Genomic DNA, 15847 nt, shown 5'->3' on the forward strand with positions numbered 1-15847 from the left:
CGGATGGGGGCACGGGCCGGAAACGGGGTCCGGCCCGTGCCGGGGGTTGGCGGGGCCTAGCCGCGCGGCGGCGTGCCCGGCTCGCCCAGGTCCCAGTACATGCCGGCGAAACCGGCGATGCCCTCGCGCAGCGTGGCCGGCAGGGCGTGCTCGTCCGGCCCGTGCTGCTTACAGCCATTGTAGGAATGCGGGACCCAGACCAGCGGCACGCCCAGCGCGTCCACGAAGACATCGCCTGGCAGCCCGCCGGAGGTGTTGGGGATCACCTGCACCCGGCTGCCCAGCGCGCTTTCCATGCTCGCCCTGGCCCAGCGGACCCAGGGATGGTCGGGATCGGTGCGGCTGGCCGGCATGCGCAGCCCGGCATTCTCGATGCCGATCTCGGGGAAGCCGTGCTCGTCCAGGTGGCGCCGCAGCGTGGCCTCGAAGGTGGAGGGGTCGGTGTCCACCGTGTAGCGGATCTGGCAGGTCGCCTTCGCCCAGGGCGCCACGGCATTCACCGGGTTCTCCGGCCGCCCCGAGAGCATGGCCAGCACGATGAAGGAGTTCCAGCCATAGATCTTCTCGGCGGAGGTCAGGCCGGGCTCGCCCCAGCCCTCGATGATCGCCGCCGCCTCCCCCGCGCCGCCCACGGGGCAGCCTTCCAGCACGTGGCGGATGGCGGGGGGCACCGTTTCCCCGGCCAGCCAGCCGCGCACCATGATCCTGCCGTTGCGGTCGCAGATGCTGGCCAGGGCATGGGCCAGCACCACCGCCGGGTCATTGGTCAGCCCGCCCCAGTGGCCGGAATGCACGCCGCCCTGGCGGAAGCGCGCCACGAGGTCGAAATGCCAGGTGCCGCGCGTACCGGTGGCGATGGTGGGCAGTTCCGGCTCCACGCGCGGCCCGTCCGAGGCGATCAGCACGTCGGCCGCCAGCGCCTCCCGGTTCGCGAAGACGAAGTCGCGCAGCCCCGCCGAGCCGCGCTCCTCGCAGGTCTCGATCAGCACCTTCACGTTGAAGCCGAGCCGGCCGCCGCGCTCCGCCAGCACCGCCTCCAGCGCCGAAAGGTTCAGCGCGTGCTGGCCCTTGTTGTCCACCGTGCCGCGCCCGTACCAGCGCCCGTCGCGCTCGGTGAGCGTCCAGGGCTTCAGCCCCTCCGACCATTGCTCGTCCAGCCCGTGCACGGTGTCGCCATGGCCGTAGAGCAGCACGGTCGGCCGCGACGGGTCCTCGATCCGCTCCGCCGTCAGGATCGGGCCGAAGCCTGCCGCCGGATTGTCGTGGATGGCGACCGCGAAGCCCATCCCTTCCAGCCAGGGGCGCAGCGCCGCCTCCAGATAGTGGCGGCAATCCGCGGCATGGGCGGGGTCCTGCGAGGTGGAGGGGATCGCCACCAGCGCGGCCAGGCGGTCCCGGAACCCCGTGTCGAAATACTCGCGCGCGCGATCCAGCGCGCCCTGCCGCGTTGCCATGGCCAGACTCTCCTGCGGTTCCGGGGAAGACGGGCCACAGGTTGCGACGGAGGGAGGACGAAGGAAAGGCCCGGGGCGAAATCCGCCGCCTATCGCGTCCGGCTCGGCGCCCCGCCATCGCCCGAGGCCCCCGCCGCGAAGAGCGCCGCCGCGGCGGCGAGCGGCACGAGGCTCAGCAGGGGCATGACGCTGCCGGTTTCCGGCTCCGCTTCCGGAAGGCCGCGGGGGACAGCGGGCAGCATGGCGGGCGGGCGGGCCGCCAGCCGGGGCGGAGCGCTGCGCGGTGCCACGACCACGCCGGAACCGGACGGCACCACGACGGTCCTCACGCTCTGCGCCAGGACCGGAGGCGGCGAGGCCAGGAGGGCGGCGACCGCCACCAGCAGCGGTGGGATCGCGATCGTGTTTCGCGGGCAAAGGCGGCGCGGCACAGGCATCCTCATGCGATCCGGCTGGCGATGGTTACCCGGAGCCTATCGCTTTTTCGCGAGAAAAACACTTCCCATTCAACCCATGGTGGCATTCATGGCGCACCAAAAGGGCCTGGCCCCGCCATAACGCCATCGCATCCGCTCCGAGGGGCGGCCCGTCACAACTGCCAGTCCGAGGCCACCGTCACGGCCGGTGCATGGCTGTGCGACTGCGCCTCCCCCGATTCTCCGATGGCGTAGGCGAGGTCCAGCCAGCCATGACCCGCCTTGAGCCAGTTGCTCCAGCTCGCGATCTCGGCCGCCGAGGCGCCGCGCCCCAGCGCGGAGCCGTAGAGATCGGCGATGAAGCCGGAATCGCCCTGCCCACCATGGCGGGTGGTGAAAAGCTCCGTCTGCATCAGCTCGGCATAGAGGTCGCGCAGGGCCGTGCCGGCGGCGAGCTTCTGCGACCAGAGCAGCAGGGAGGAGGCGTCCGGCCCGCTGTCCAGCACCGCCTCATAGGCCCGGGCCACCTTCGCGCCCTGGGGATCGGCCAGCCAGATCCCCTGCGGGTGCTGCGCCAGGAAGAGGTTGCGGCTTTCCACCGACCCGGCGATCCCGGCCGCCAGCGCGGCCTTGCTCATGCCGGCGGTGACGAGCCCGACCTGATAGTCGATCTCGGCCGCGCCGGCGGAACGGCCGAGCGCGCCCTGGTAGAAGGCCGAGACCTGCTGCGCGGTGGTCAGGGCCCCGAAGCGGCTGGCGAATTCCGCGCTGCCGACCAGGTCCGCAGCCAGTTGCGCCGGGGTGAGGCCGGCATCGAGCCGCGCCGTATGGGTGGCGAGGCCGCTGGCATCGGGCTCCCGCATCAGGATGGTCTCGTAGAGCCGCACCACCCAGGCCGCGGCGGTGCCGCTGCCGATGTCCAGCCGCCCGTCGTCGAAGCGGACCGACTGCGCGCCCGACAGCAGCAGCGTGTCGCCTTCCCAGGTCAGTTCCAGGCCCCTGGGCGTGGCGATCCAGTGGCTGGCATCGGCGGAGACGCCATCCAGCACCGCCATGCCGGTGGTGGAGAAGGCGATGTCCTGCGCCACGCCGCCCGGGGAAAGCCGGATCACCGTGGCGCTGTCGGGGGCCGGCAGTTCCGTCATCAGCGCGCCGCTGGCCACGGCAGGGGCGGTGAAGGCGGCCATGGCCTCCGCCGAGCGGCCGATCAGCATCAGCACGTCGAGATTCGACCAGCCATGGCTGGCGATCATGCTGTGCCAGCTCGTGAGATCGGCCGCGCTGGGCGCGCGTTCCAGCGCATCCGCGAAGAGTCGCGTGAGGAAGCTCGCCTCACTTTCGCCGGAGGGGTGCCGGGCGAGATAGGCCTGGGTCTGCATCAGGCCGCGATAGAGATCCGTCAGGCTGGCCGTGCCGGCCGCGATCGCCTTTTCCCAGCGGGCCAGCGCGGCCGCGTCCGGCACGCCGTCCAGCACCGCGTCATAGGCGTAGAGGATTTCCCGCGCCGTGCTGTCCACGACCCAGGTGCCGCCCGGATGCGAGGCCGCGTAGCGCGCGGTGGCCTCGGCGGAGGTGGTGAAGCCCAGCACGATCTGTGCCCGGTCCATGCCATGCGCCAGGGCGTTCAGATGCGCCGCATAGCCGCCGGCATCCGGCTGCCGCCCCAGGGCGATGGTGTAGAGGCGCGTCACCAGATCGGCGTCGGACAACGTGCCGAAGCGGCTCTGCGCCTCCGGGCTCGACAAGAGGCTGCGGGCCATGCCCAGCAGGGTCAGGGCGCCGTTTTCCAGCAGATGCGTGTGCAGAGAGAGGCCGCCGGCATCGGGATCGCGCAGCAGCAGGGTCTGGTAGAGGCGCGTCGCCTGCGCCGCGGCGGAATCCGCGGCCAGTTCCAGTTGCCCGTCCATGAAATCGACCTGCCGCGCCGAGCCCAGGTCGAACAGCGCGCCACTGGCGAGGCGCAGTTCCAGCGCGGTGCCGTTCAGGCCGAGACGGCTGCCCGAGGCCGCCGCCTCCACCACCGCCACGCTGCCGGTGCCGCGCGCCACGCCCTCCACCCAGCCGCCCGCCGCCAGGGCCGTGGGGCGGTCGTCGTTTAGGATGGTGCCGATGGCCTCCCCATCCTCCACCACGGCGCCGCTGACCTCGGTGAGCACCAGCCGGAAGCTCTCATCGGTCTCGCGCAGCCGGTCGCCCAGCACCGTCACCGCGATGCTGGCCGTGCTGGCCCCGGCCGCGATGGTGACCTGGCCGCTGGCGGCCTGGAAATCCTGCCCCGCCGTGGCGGTGCCGGACAGCGTGTTCCAGCGCAGCGTCACCGGCGCATCCGCCGCGCGCGACAGGCTGATGGCGAAGCGCATCGTGCCGCTGCCGGAATCACCTTCTGCGAGGCTGGCATCGGCGATCCGCAGCACCGGCGGGACGGGCGTGTCGTCCTCGCTGGTGACGTTCAGCACGGCGACATCCACCGTCATCGCCGCGTCCTGGTGCCCGTCCGAGACGATGACCGAAACCGGCAGGGTGCTGCCGCCCGAGCGCAGCAGGTCATAGCCGTCGCGCAGCTTGAGGACATTGCCGTCCACCACCTCGAAGCGCCATTCGTCCTGCGGCGCGACGGTGAAGGTGAGCTGCGCGGCGGCGGTGTCCGGGTCGCTGGCCGTGAGGCTGCCGATGATGCCGCCCACATCGGTTTCCAGCACGCTGCCGCCGCTGGAGAAGGCGAGGCCGGAGGGTGGCGTGTCGTCCACCCCCAGCAGCGTCACGGCCCAGCCGGCGCCGAGATCCTGCCACCCGGCCGCGGTCTGCACCCGCAGGCCGAAGGCGAGCACCGGGTCCGCCCCGGCGGCCCAGGCCTCCCGGTCCAGCAGCCGGGCGGGGGTGATGGTGACGGTCTGGCTCGCGGCATCCAGCGTGGCGGTGAAGGCGCCGGCATCGGCGCCGGTCAGGGCCACCGCCAGCACGCCCGTGGCCAGCCCGCCGCTGTCGGACAGGGCCAGCCGGGCCGACCAGTCGCCCGCGCCGGAATTCTCCAGGATGGTTCCGGGCACCTGGCCCGAGATCTGTAGCATCCGGAGGCAGCCCCCAGCATCCGCGCTTCTGCGGCACGCCGTCCTGGCACGCCTGTCCCAATGCCTTCCTGGCCTTCAGCCTTCTCGCATCCCTTTGCTGAACAGAGGGTTAAGGGGTCTCGTCCCTCATCCTCCGGAGCATTCCCGCCGCATTCCCGCCGCATTCCCGCCTGGGGCGCAGTCCCGCCCCGCTCGACGGACATTCGCCTTCGGGCCAGGGAAGGGTATAGGGCGGCGCATGATGCGCGCCTTCCGGATCCTGATCGCCGTGCTCGTCCTGGTCCTCGCGGGGGGATGGGGCTTCGCCTGGTTCCAGCGGGACCCCGGGGAAAGCTGGACGGATTCCTTCGCGCGCCTGGTCACGCGGCCGCAGGCGCCGGCCCGTCCCATGGTGTCCTCGCCGAACGCGGTCACGCTGCCCTCCGGGGCGCGGATCGGCGGCGACTTCGCGCTCACCGACCAGACAGGCAAGCCGGTGACGGCGGCCAGCTATCACGGCAAGGCGGTGCTGATCTTCTTCGGCTTCACCCATTGCCCGGATGTCTGCCCGACCGAGCTCAGCACCCTGGCCGCCGCCATGGACCAGCTCGGCGACACGGCCGCCCGCGTGCAGCCCCTTTTCATCACCGTGGACCCGGAGCGCGACACGCCGGAGAAGCTCGCCGACTATGTCGGCCTCTTCCACCCCGCCCTGGCCGGGCTGACCGGCACGCCGGAGCAGATCGCCCAGGTCGCCAGGGCCTATCGCGTCTATTACGCCAAGGTGACGCCGCCGGGGGCCAGCGACTATCTGATGGACCACTCCGCCTTCGTCTACCTCCTGGGTCCGGACGGGGCGCTGCGGGGCATGTTCCGGCCGGGTGCCACCCCGGAGGAACTGGCCGCGGCCGCCCGTCAGGTCCTCGGCTGAAGGAACTTCCTGGCCATGGCTCCCCTCCCCTCTTCCAACACTCCGACCGAGGCCCGTCCCGACGTGATTTCCCTGCCCAAGGACCGCATCAAGATCCTGCTGCTGGAGGGCATCTCGGACAGCGCCGTCGCCACCTTCAACACCTCCGGCTACGCCACCATCCGGCGCGAGGCCAAGGCGCTGGAGGGCGAGGCGCTGCTGGAGGCGGTGCAGGGCGTGCACCTGCTCGGCATCCGCTCCCGCACCCAGGTGACGGAGGAGGTGCTGAAGGCCGCCGACCGGCTGATCGCCATCGGCTGCTTCTGCATCGGCACCAACCAGGTGGACCACGCCGCGGCGCGCCACCGGGGCATCCCGGTCTTCAACGCCCCCTTCTCCAACACCCGCTCGGTGGCGGAACTGGTGATGGGCGAGATCGTGATGCTCCTGCGCGGCATCCCCGGCCGCTCCAACGCGGCGCATGCCGGCGGCTGGGACAAGTCCGCCACCGGCGCGCATGAGGTGCGCGGCAAGACGCTGGGCATCGTCGGCTACGGCAATATCGGCACCCAGGTGAGCAACCTGGCCGAGGCTTTCGGCATGCGCGTCATCTATCACGACGCGGTGCGCAAGCTGGGCCATGGCAATGCGCAGTCCGCCGCCTCGCTGGGCGAGCTGCTGGCGCAGAGCGACGTGGTGACGCTGCATGTGCCGGAAACGCCGGAGACCACCGGCATGATCGGCGCGGCGGAACTGGCGGCGATGAAGCCCGGCGCCATCCTGATCAACAACGCCCGCGGCAAGGTGGTGGACATCGACGCGCTGAAGGCGGCGATCGAGGGCGGCCATCTCGGCGGTGCGGCGCTGGACGTCTTCCCCTCCGAGCCCAAGCGCAACGGCGACCGCTTCGTCTCGCCGCTGCAGGGGCTGCGCAACGTGATCCTGACGCCGCATATCGGCGGCTCCACCGAGGAAGCGCAGGAGCGCATCGGCGAGGAGACGGCGGACAAGCTGGTGAACTATTCCGACACTGGCGCCACGCTGGGCGCGGTGAACTTCCCCGAGGCCAACCTGCCGGCCCGGGCGCGCGGCACGCGCTTCATGCATGTGCACCACAACATCGCGGGCATGCTGGCGGCCATCAACGACACCTTCCGCAAGTTCCAGCTCAACATCGCGAGCCAGGTGCTGCAGACCGATCCGGAGATCGGCTATGTCGTGGTGGATGCGGAGAACGTGGCGGACCCGCAGGCGGTGCTGACCGACCTGCGCGCCCTGCCCGGCACGATCCGCGCCCGGCTGCTCTACGAACGCCCCTGATCTGCGAATGCCCTCTCCCGAGCGGGAAGGATAACGCGAAAAAGGGCCTGCCCGGTGCTCCGGGCAGACCCTTTCCCTATCCGGGGGTGACGCCCCCTTACCGGTTGCCGGCGGCGCGCAGGCTGAGCGGCACGAAGCGCTGGCCCTGCGCCCCCTCCACCAGCATCAGGGCGCTGGGGCGGTTCTGCTTGCGCAGGTCGTCCAGCTTCGCCTTCAGCTCCTGCGGCGTGTTCACCCGCTCCTGCTGCACCTCCACGACGCGGTCGCCGGCGCTGATGCCGCGATCCGCCGCCGCGCTGCCGGGCGCGACCTCGACCACCACCACGCCCTTCGCGTCGGCTGCGATGGAGAAGCGGTCGCGCAGCTCCGGCGTGATGGCGGCGACCTTCATCCCCGTGCCTTCCAGCTCCAGCAGGGCGGGCTGCGCCGGGGCATTGCCCGCGCTCGCCTGCTGCTGGTCGGCCGGGATCTCGACCACCTTGACCTGGACGGTCTGCTCCTTGCCCTCACGCCAGAGCAGGACCGGCACCTCGCTGCCCACCGCCGTCTCGGCGACGATGCGCGGCAGGTTGCGCATTTCCTGCACATCCTGGTTGTTGAACTTCAGGATGATGTCGCCGGCGCGGATGCCGGCCTTGGCCGCCGGCCCGTCATCCTGCGCCCGCGCCACCAGGGCGCCGCGCGCGCCGCCCTTCAGGCCCAGGGATTCGGCGATGTCGTCGGTCACCTGCTGGATGTTCACGCCCAGCCAGCCGCGCCGCACCTGCCCGCCGGTGCGGAGCTGCGCCACGATGTTCTTGGCGAGGTTGGCCGGGATGGAGAAGCCGATGCCGATCGAGCCGCCGGAGGGAGAGTAGATCGCGGTGTTGATGCCCACGACCTTGCCATGCATGTCGAAGAGCGGGCCGCCGGAATTGCCGCGGTTGATGGCGGCATCCGTCTGGATGAAGTCGTCATAGAGGCCCTGGCGGATGTCGCGGCCGCGCGCGGAGACGATGCCCGCCGTGACCGAGCCGCCGAGGCCGAAGGGGTTGCCGATCGCCAGCACCCAGTCGCCGACCTGGGCGGTGTCGCTGTCGCCGAACTCGACCTGGGAGAGCGGGTGGTCGGTCTTGATCTTCAGCACCGCGATGTCGGTGCGCTGGTCGGTGCCGAGCAGTTCCGCCTTGATGGTGGTGTTGTCCTGCAGCACCACGTTGATCTCGTCGGCGCCGTCGATGACATGGTTGTTGGTCACCACGATGCCTTCCTTGGCATCGACGATGAAGCCCGAGCCCAGCGACTGCGCGCGGCGCGGCGGCTGGTTGGGGCGCGGCCCGCCGGGGCGGTTGCGCTCCAGGAAGTCGCGGAAGAACTCCTCGAAGGGGCTGCCCGGCGGTGCCTGCGGGATGTCGGGGGCATCCGGCCGGTTGGGCCCGCGCGCCTGCAGCGTGGTGGTGGTCTGCACATTCACCACCGCCGGCAGGAGCTGCCGCGCCAGCGGGGCGAAGGAGGTCGGCGCGTCGCGCAGCGGGATCTGCGGCGAGGGCGTGCTGCCGGGCGCCGGGATGGTGGAGGGAGCCGGCGCCGGGGCCGGGGCGGAAGGCGCGGGAGCCTGGGCCCGGGCGGGCGCCATCGGGAGGGCGGCGAAGCCAGCCAGAATGGCCGCCGAGGCGAGCAGATAAGGACGCACGGTGATTCTGCCTTCCTGTCGGTCTGAGAAATCAGCCTGGAATGTGACCACTCATGCCGTGAGGGAAAGCCACAAAGGGTCACAATCGGCCAATTCGGCGACAGCCTCTCCCCCAGGCCGCCGCTGATCAAGGGGGAGGCGCATCAAAGCCTGTTCAGCCGGGATGCCGGCCCTCCCCGGACAGTCCCGGCGGACACGAAAAAGGGGAAATGGCATGGCCATTCCCCCCGTTCGGGAAACCGCCCGGCCCTTACGGGGCGGGGGCAGGCACGGCCGGGGCCGGGGCCGGGGCCGGGGCCGGGGCCGGGGCCGGGGCCGGGGCCGCGATGGTCCCGGGGGTGGGCGCCGAGCGGAAATAGCGGAAGAAGTCGCTGTCCGGTGCCAGCAGCAGCCGGGTTTCCGCCTGCCCCTCGACGAAGGCCGAGCGATAGGCCTGCATGCTCCGCCAGAAGGAGAAGAACTGCGGGTCCGCCCCATAGGCCCTGGCGTAGATGCCGGTCGCTTCCTGCTCGCCCTCGCCGCGCAGCACATCGGCCTGGGCCTGGGCCTCGGCCAGCAGGACGGTGCGCTCGCGGTCGGCGCGGGCACGGACCTGGGTGCCGATCTCGGCGCCCTCGGCGCGGATCTCGCGCGCCACGCGCTCACGCTCCGACTGCATCCGCGACAGGATGGCCTGGGTGTTCTCCTCCGGCAGGTCGGCGCGGCGGATGCGCACATCCACCACCTGCACGCCGAAGGAATCGGCCTCGGCATTCACCTGGTCGCGGATGGTGTTCATGATCCGCAGCCGGTCGGCCGAAAGCACCGAGAGCAGCGGCTCGTTGCCCAGGACGCGGCGCAGCGAGCCCGACATGATGGAGGACAGCCGCCCGCGGATGCCGCTCTCCAGCGAACCCACGGTCTGGTAGTAGCGCAGCGGGTCGCTGATGCGGAAGCGCGCGAAGCTGTCCACGATCAGGCGGCGCTGGTCGCCCAGGATGATCTCCTCGCCCGGCGATTCGAAGTCGAGCAGCCGGCGGTCGAAGGAGATCACGTTCTGGATCAGCGGGATTTTGGCATGCAGCCCCGGGTCGCGGATCACGCGGATCGGCTCGCCGAACTGGGTGATCAGCACCTGCTGGGTCTGGTGCACGGTGAAGAGGGTGGAGCTGAGGAGGATCAGCACCACCACCACGGCGGCGCCGAGCGCGATCAGGCGGTTCATCGGCTGCCCCCCTGCGGCACGAGGTTGCTGGTCATGCCCTGCGTGTTGCCGGATGCCGGATTCGGCGCCGGGGCGGAACCGGTGGCGCCGTTCTGGCGGGGCGCGCCCGGGCGCGGCGCCCCCTGCCCGTCCAGGTTGAGGAAGGGCAGGACACCGCGGACATTCTCGTCCACGATCACCTTCGGGCTGCTCTGCAGGATCTCCTGCATGGTCTCCAGATACATGCGCCGCAGGGTGACGTCCTGCGCGGTGCGATAGGCGGTGAGCACGCTGGTGAAGCGCTGCGCCTCGCCCTTGGCCCTTGCCACCTGCGCCTCGCGGTCCGCCTGGGCGGCCTGGATCAGCCGCTCGGAATCGCCTCGGGCGCGCGGGATGATGTCGTTGCGATAGGATTCCGCCTCGTTGCGGGCGCGCTCGCGGTCCGCCTGGGCGCGCTGCACGTCGCGGAAGGCATCCACCACGGAGGGTGGCGGGTCCACCTTCTGCATCTGCACCTGGGTGATCTCCACCCCGGCGCCGTACTGGTCCATGATCGCCTGGGTGCCCTGGCGCACCGCCTGCTCGATCTGCGCCCGGGCCTCGGTCAGCGCGGGCTGGATCGGGGTGCGGCCGATGACCTCGCGCATCATGCTCTCGGCGGCGGATTTCACCGTCTGCTCGGGATTGCGCGTGTTGAACAGGAATTCGCCGGCATCGCGGATGCGCCAGAACACCGCGAAATCGATGTCGATGATGTTCTCGTCGCCGGTCAGCATCATCGATTCCTCGCTCACGTTGCGCGAGGGATTCGGGCGCACATTGGTGCTGCTGCTGTCCGCGGAGGAGCGGAAGCCGATGTCGATGCGGTTGATGCGGGTGACGCGCGGCGTGGTCACGCTCTCGACCGGCCAGGGCAGGTGGTAGTTCAGGCCCGGGCCGGTGGTCGCGCGGAAGGCGCCGAAGCGCATCACCACGCCCTGTTCGTCCGGCTGCACCCGGTAGATGCCGGAGGCCGCCCAGACGGCCACCAGGGCCACGGCGACCAGGGCGATGCCCTTCCCGCCACCGCCGCCGCGCGGCAGGAAGCGCCGGGCGGCTTCCTGTGCCTGACGGATCACGTCGTCGAGGTCGGGGCCGCGGCCGAAGGGGTTACCGCCCCCGCCATTGCGGGGGGCTGGCCCCAGGGGCCGTTGCCGGGACCGTTGCCCTGGTTGTTGCCATTCCCGCCGCCCGAGGGCGGGCGGGGATTGCCCCAAGGATTGGGTCCGCCGTTGCTGTTCCACGGCATGGGCCGTCAGGTACTCCCTGGTTTGGTCGCGTCTGCTATCCGTTCGCCACCCGGCGGGGGTCAAGCCCCCCGTCCTGGCCTCCTCCCTGGCCGGAGGCGCGGCCGCCGGCTCCCGCCCTGCCTTCCCGCCTGCGAAAGGGGAGAGAGGGTGGAACCGGGGAGCGCCGGAACCAGGGCCACCCCGTGCGGGCTTCCGCCCGCATGGCCCGGGGGCTCTGGCGGATCGGCGCCGTTTCGCCCCCGCTTGCGTGAAGCCGCAGCATGGGCGCAAGAGCGGCCCCAAGGGAAGCCCGGCAACGGTGACCGGGGAAGCCCCGGCCCCTCCGGACCGGGATAGGCCATGTGATGATGCGGCAGTTTCCGCCATTACATTAGATTTTGTTCATTTTGTCGTAATCCGGAAAAGGTCAAGGGGACGAGGCATGGAAAGCGCGCTGACCGAGGCGATCCGCGCGGCGCTCGCCGAGGTGAGGGACCCCCAGACGGGGCTGGACGTGGTCTCCGCGGGCTGGGTCCAGGGCCTGGTGGCGCGCGACGGGCTGGTGCAGTTCGCGCTGGAGGTGCCGCGCGAGCGGGCCCGGGCGCTGGAGCCGGTGCGCGCGCGGCGGAGCGCGCCGTGGCCGCCGTGCCGGGCGTGCTGTCGGCGACCTGTGTGCTGACCGCCCACCGCGCCGCGCCGCCGGCGGACGCGCCCCGGGCCGTGCGCCCGCCGCCGGGGCAGAACAAGATGCTGCTGCCCGAGGTCGGCGCCATCGTCGCCGTGGCCTCCGGCAAGGGGGGCGTCGGCAAGTCCACCACCGCCGTGAACCTCGCCGTCGCGCTGGCGGCGCAGGGGCTGCGGGTCGGGCTGCTGGACGCGGATATCTACGGCCCTTCCCTGCCGCAGATGCTGGGCACGAAGGAGCGGCCGCGCAGCGCCGGCCAGCGGATCGAGCCGCTGTCCCGCTGGGGGCTCAAGGCCATGTCCATCGGCTTCCTGGTGGATGAGGAGACGGCGATGATCTGGCGCGGCCCCATGGTGATGGGCGCGCTGGAACAGATGCTCTCCCAGGTCGAATGGGGGGCGCTGGACGTGCTGGTGGTGGACATGCCGCCCGGCACGGGCGACGCGCAGCTCACCATGAGCCAGCGCGTGCCGCTGAAGGGCGCGGTGATCGTCTCCACGCCGCAGGACGTGGCGCTGATCGACGCGCGGCGCGGGGTGCGGATGTTCGAGAAGGTCAATGTCCAGGTGCTCGGGCTGATCGAGAACATGTCCTATTTCTGCTGCCCCCACTGCAACCACCGTTCCGAGATCTTCGGCCATGGCGGGGCGCGGGCGGAGGCGGAGAAGCTGGGCGTGGAGTTCCTGGGCGAGTTGCCGCTGCGCCTGGCGATCCGCGAGACCGCCGATGCGGGCACGCCGATCGTCCTGGCCCGGCCGGACAGCGAGGAGGCCGCCGCCTATCGCGCCATCGCGGCGCGGGTCTGGGAGAAGGCCGGTGCCGAGACCCCCGCCGGCCCCCGGATCACCCTGGAATAGGCACGCGCCGCCGCCTGCCTCGCTCAGCCGTGTTCCCGCCCGCCCTCTCCGCGCCCGCCGCGCGGGATGGGCAGCGGCGCGGTGCCTTGGCAGATTGGACAGGATGCGGCCCGGCCGGGCCGCCCCGAAGGAGGAGCCACCCTTGATCCCCCATGCATCCCGGCCGCCGCGGCCTGCCGGCCGCCGCCCGGCCCTGGCCGTGCTGGCCCTGGCCTTGATCGCCTTCGCCCCACAGGCCCGGGCCGACGAGACCTCGGAGGCCCTGGAGCGGGCGCAGAAGCTCTATGGCTCGGGTGATCTGAAGGGTGCCGCGAAGGAGCTGGCCTTCGCCGCCCGCGACATCGATCTGAAGCGGCGCACCCGCTATGCGAAGCTCTTCCCGCCCGCGCCCAAGGGCTGGAGCCTGGCGGAGATGGAGAAGGAGGAGGAGGGCAGCGCCCTGGCCACCCAGATGCTCGGCGGCGGCGTGATGGTGGAGCGCACCTATACCCGCGCCTCCGACGATGCGGAGATCAAGGCGCAGGTGATGGTGGATTCGCCCTTGGTGCAGTCCCTGGCCAGTGTGGCCAGCAACCCGATGATGATGCGCCCCGGCGACAAGCGCGTCCGCCTGGGCGAGGAGGACGCCATCCTGCACTACGAGGCGGACAACAAGTCGGGCGAGGTGACGCTGGTCGGCGGCAACCTCATGATCAAGCTGGAAGGCAGCGGGATCGAGGACCCCAAACTCATGACCGACCTGCTCGGCGCCTTCGACCTCAAGAAGCTCCGCGGCGGCGGCTGAAACTCAGCGGGCGGTGGCGCGCCCCAGGGCGAAGCCGGCGGCGAGGCAGCCGAGCATGATGGCGCCGAGTTCCCCGAACAGCGCCTGCATCACCGGCAGGCCGACGAAGAGCGCCAGCAGGATCAGGATGATGGACAGCGGCCGGCGCCACCAGGGCAGGCCCGGCCGCCCCTGCAACGCGGCCCGCAGCCGGGCGCCCTTGCCGCTGCCGGGCCGGCGCGCGCCCTTGCCAGGGGAACGTGCCCCGGTTTTGCCCGGCGGCCGGGGCGTGGCGCCGGAGCCCGGCTTCCCGGCCGTGCCAGGCCGCTTGGCCGCCGCGCCGCTCATGCGCGGCCGAGCACCGCCATCAGTTCCCGCCATTCGCGCTTGCTCAGCCCGGCCTCCTCCGCCGTCGGCGCCTTCCCGTCCAGCATGCCGCGCACGACCGCCAGCATCCGCGAGGAGAGGGTCACCGCGCCGAGGCGGTAGTCGCGGAAGGCCTCGGCGCAGAGCGGCACCCAGGCTTCCACCGCGCGCAGGATGGCCTCGGCATAGACGCGGATCTCGTATTGCGCATGGGCATCGGCGCGCAGCGAGAGGAAGTGGAAGAGGTTCTGGAGATCCACCTTCCAGTACCACTGCGTGTAGGCGTTGAGCGTCAGGTTCATCCGCGCCAGTTCGCGCGTCAGCCCCTGGCGGGCTGGGTCGAGCACCTGCCCGTCCTCGCCCTCGTTCAGCATCTCGATATAGTGGTCGTAGTTCCGCCCGGCATCCTCGCGCAGCAGGGCGAGGACGCGCTCCGCCTCCTCCCCGCCCAGGATCTCCCCCCGGCCCTGCCGGTTGCTGGCGGACTGAGCGGCCAGGGCGCCGGGCTCGGGGATGTAGAATTCCCGGTCCAGCACCGAATAGCGGGCAGAATACTCGTTCACATTGGCCGTGCGGTGCCGGATCCACTGCCGGGCGACGAAGATCGGCAGCTTCACATGCAGCTTGATCTCGCACATCTCGAAGGGCGTGGAATGCCGGTGCCGCATCAGGTAGCGGATCAGCCCCCGGTCCTCATTGGCCGCCCGGGTGCCGCGGCCATAGGAGACGCGGGCGGCCTGCACCACCGCCGCGTCGTCGCCCATGTAATCCACCACCCGGACGAAGCCGTGGTCCAGCACCGGCAGGGCCTCGAAGAGCATCGCCTCCAGCGCCGGCACGGTGGGGCGGCGCGTTTCGTGCCGCTGCGCCCGCGCTTCCGCCAGTTCCGCCTGTTGCTGCTCCGTCAGCGCCATGCCGCCCCCCTCGATCACGGCGCGGTCGTCGCGCCAGGTCCGGCCCTTCTAGAATGACCGGGAAGACCGCGCCATAACGGCTCAGCGCCCGTCTACCCCGCGCGAGCCGCCGGATGCGCCTTCAGGAAGGTTTCCAGCGCGGCGATGAACTCCGGCCGCCCCGGGGCCGTGCCATGGCTGGCACCCGGGATGGTCACCAGTTCCAGTTGCGGCATCGCCGCCTTCAACGCCTGGAAATCCTTGAGATAGGGATCACTCGTTCCGACGATGCCCAGCACCGGCACGGTGACGGCGCGCATCTGCGCCTCGGTCACCACCTGGTCGGGGTTGGACCGCCGCACCGCTGCCAGCGCCTTCGGGTCCTTGCCCGCCAGGGCCTGGGCCGAACGCTCGCGCAACTGCTCCTCGGTCGGCGGCGGCTGGTCGCGGGGCCAGAGGCGGAGGATCTGCGAACGCAGCAGTCCTTCGTCCATCTCGGTGGATTCGATATCGACGCGCTTCTGGTCCTCCTCGGTCCAGTTCCGCCGGCCCGAGGCGCCGCCCAGGGTCGCGGTGACGAAGCGCTCCGGCTGTCTGGTCAGGAGTTGCGCCACCACATGCGCGCCCATGGAATAGCCGACGATATGGGCCCTGGGGATCGACAGATGGTCCATCAGCCGGGTGATGTCATAGCCCATTTCCGGCCCGTAGGCGGAACGGTCATGCGGCTTGCCGGACAGGCCGTGGCCCCGCGCGTCGAGGGCGATGGTGCGGTAGCCCTTGGCCAGGGCGGGGAAGATGCCGGTCTTCACCCACTGCCCCTGGATGTCGTCCGTGTAGCCGTGCATCAGGATGACGGGATCACCCTGCCCCGCCTCGATGTAGTGGATCTTCACCCCGGCGGAATCGAAGAAGCGGTCCTCCTCCGCCGCCCGGGCGGCCCGCATGGTGGTTCCCGTGGCAAGCCCGGTTGCGGCGCCTATGGCGGCGCCCGCCAGCAGCCGGCGCCGGCC

At 71.3% G+C, this 15847-nt stretch carries 12 protein-coding genes and 1 pseudogene; 4 read left to right on the forward strand and 9 right to left on the reverse strand.

Annotated elements, in window-relative coordinates:
* Positions 1-56 precede the first annotated feature (56 nt).
* The 3 genes from MVG78_RS17160 to MVG78_RS17170 form a co-directional block, all read right to left on the reverse strand.
* Positions 57-1454 carry a M20/M25/M40 family metallo-hydrolase gene (locus MVG78_RS17160; RefSeq protein ID WP_247553784.1) on the reverse strand — a complete coding sequence of 466 codons (1398 nt, stop codon included), beginning with the start codon at positions 1452-1454 and terminating at the stop codon, positions 57-59.
* Positions 1455-1543: 89 nt separating this feature from the next.
* Complete coding sequence (locus MVG78_RS17165; protein ID WP_247553786.1) at positions 1544-1891, reverse strand: hypothetical protein; 348 nt, start codon at positions 1889-1891, stop codon at positions 1544-1546.
* A gap of 152 nt (positions 1892-2043) precedes the next feature.
* On the reverse strand, positions 2044-4938 hold the full coding sequence (locus MVG78_RS17170) for a DUF4214 domain-containing protein (RefSeq protein WP_247553788.1): 2895 nt from the start codon (positions 4936-4938) through the stop codon (positions 2044-2046).
* Positions 4939-5176: 238 nt separating this feature from the next.
* On the opposite strand from MVG78_RS17170, the gene MVG78_RS17175 reads away from it, so the two are divergent.
* Both MVG78_RS17175 and serA read left to right on the forward strand, forming a co-directional pair.
* A complete protein-coding gene (locus MVG78_RS17175) occupies positions 5177-5848 on the forward strand; it encodes an SCO family protein (protein ID WP_247553790.1) in 672 nt (223 codons plus the stop codon).
* 15 nt (positions 5849-5863) lie between these two features.
* Complete coding sequence (serA, locus tag MVG78_RS17180; protein ID WP_247553792.1) at positions 5864-7147, forward strand: phosphoglycerate dehydrogenase; 1284 nt, start codon at positions 5864-5866, stop codon at positions 7145-7147.
* Between the two features lie 97 nt (positions 7148-7244).
* Here serA and MVG78_RS17185 read toward each other — a convergent pair whose 3' ends face one another.
* From MVG78_RS17185 to hflK, 3 genes are all read right to left on the reverse strand, one after another.
* Entirely contained in the window at positions 7245-8762 is a 1518-nt protein-coding gene (locus MVG78_RS17185; protein WP_428480822.1) for a DegQ family serine endoprotease, read from the reverse strand.
* A 307-nt stretch (positions 8763-9069) separates the two neighbouring features.
* Positions 9070-10023 (reverse strand): protease modulator HflC, encoded by a 954-nt coding sequence (gene hflC / locus MVG78_RS17190; protein WP_247553807.1) that lies wholly within the window; start codon positions 10021-10023, stop codon positions 9070-9072.
* Positions 10020-11120: an FtsH protease activity modulator HflK gene (gene hflK / locus MVG78_RS17195; protein WP_247553821.1), complete on the reverse strand. Its 1101-nt coding sequence runs from the start codon at positions 11118-11120 to the stop codon at positions 10020-10022. Before hflK ends, hflC begins: the two co-directional genes overlap by 4 nt.
* 592 nt (positions 11121-11712) lie before the next feature.
* Here hflK and MVG78_RS17200 point away from each other — a divergent pair.
* Positions 11713-12812 (forward strand): annotated as a pseudogene (locus MVG78_RS17200) (Mrp/NBP35 family ATP-binding protein).
* 142 nt (positions 12813-12954) lie between these two features.
* Positions 12955-13596 carry a hypothetical protein gene (locus MVG78_RS17205; protein WP_247553823.1) on the forward strand — a complete coding sequence of 214 codons (642 nt, stop codon included), beginning with the start codon at positions 12955-12957 and terminating at the stop codon, positions 13594-13596.
* 3 nt (positions 13597-13599) lie between these two features.
* Here MVG78_RS17205 and MVG78_RS17210 read toward each other — a convergent pair whose 3' ends face one another.
* The 3 genes from MVG78_RS17210 to MVG78_RS17220 form a co-directional block, all read right to left on the reverse strand.
* Positions 13600-13923: a hypothetical protein gene (locus MVG78_RS17210; protein WP_247553825.1), complete on the reverse strand. Its 324-nt coding sequence runs from the start codon at positions 13921-13923 to the stop codon at positions 13600-13602.
* On the reverse strand, positions 13920-14855 hold the full coding sequence (thyX, locus tag MVG78_RS17215; protein ID WP_247560485.1) for an FAD-dependent thymidylate synthase: 936 nt from the start codon (positions 14853-14855) through the stop codon (positions 13920-13922). Before thyX ends, MVG78_RS17210 begins: the two co-directional genes overlap by 4 nt.
* Before the next feature lie 92 nt (positions 14856-14947).
* Positions 14948-15781, reverse strand: a complete 834-nt coding sequence (locus MVG78_RS17220) for an alpha/beta fold hydrolase (protein ID WP_247553827.1) — start codon at positions 15779-15781, stop codon at positions 14948-14950.
* Positions 15782-15847: the final 66 nt, after the last annotated feature.

The sequence above is a fragment of the Roseomonas gilardii subsp. gilardii genome (assembly GCF_023078375.1).
In the GTDB taxonomy this organism is placed as follows: domain Bacteria; phylum Pseudomonadota; class Alphaproteobacteria; order Acetobacterales; family Acetobacteraceae; genus Roseomonas; species Roseomonas gilardii.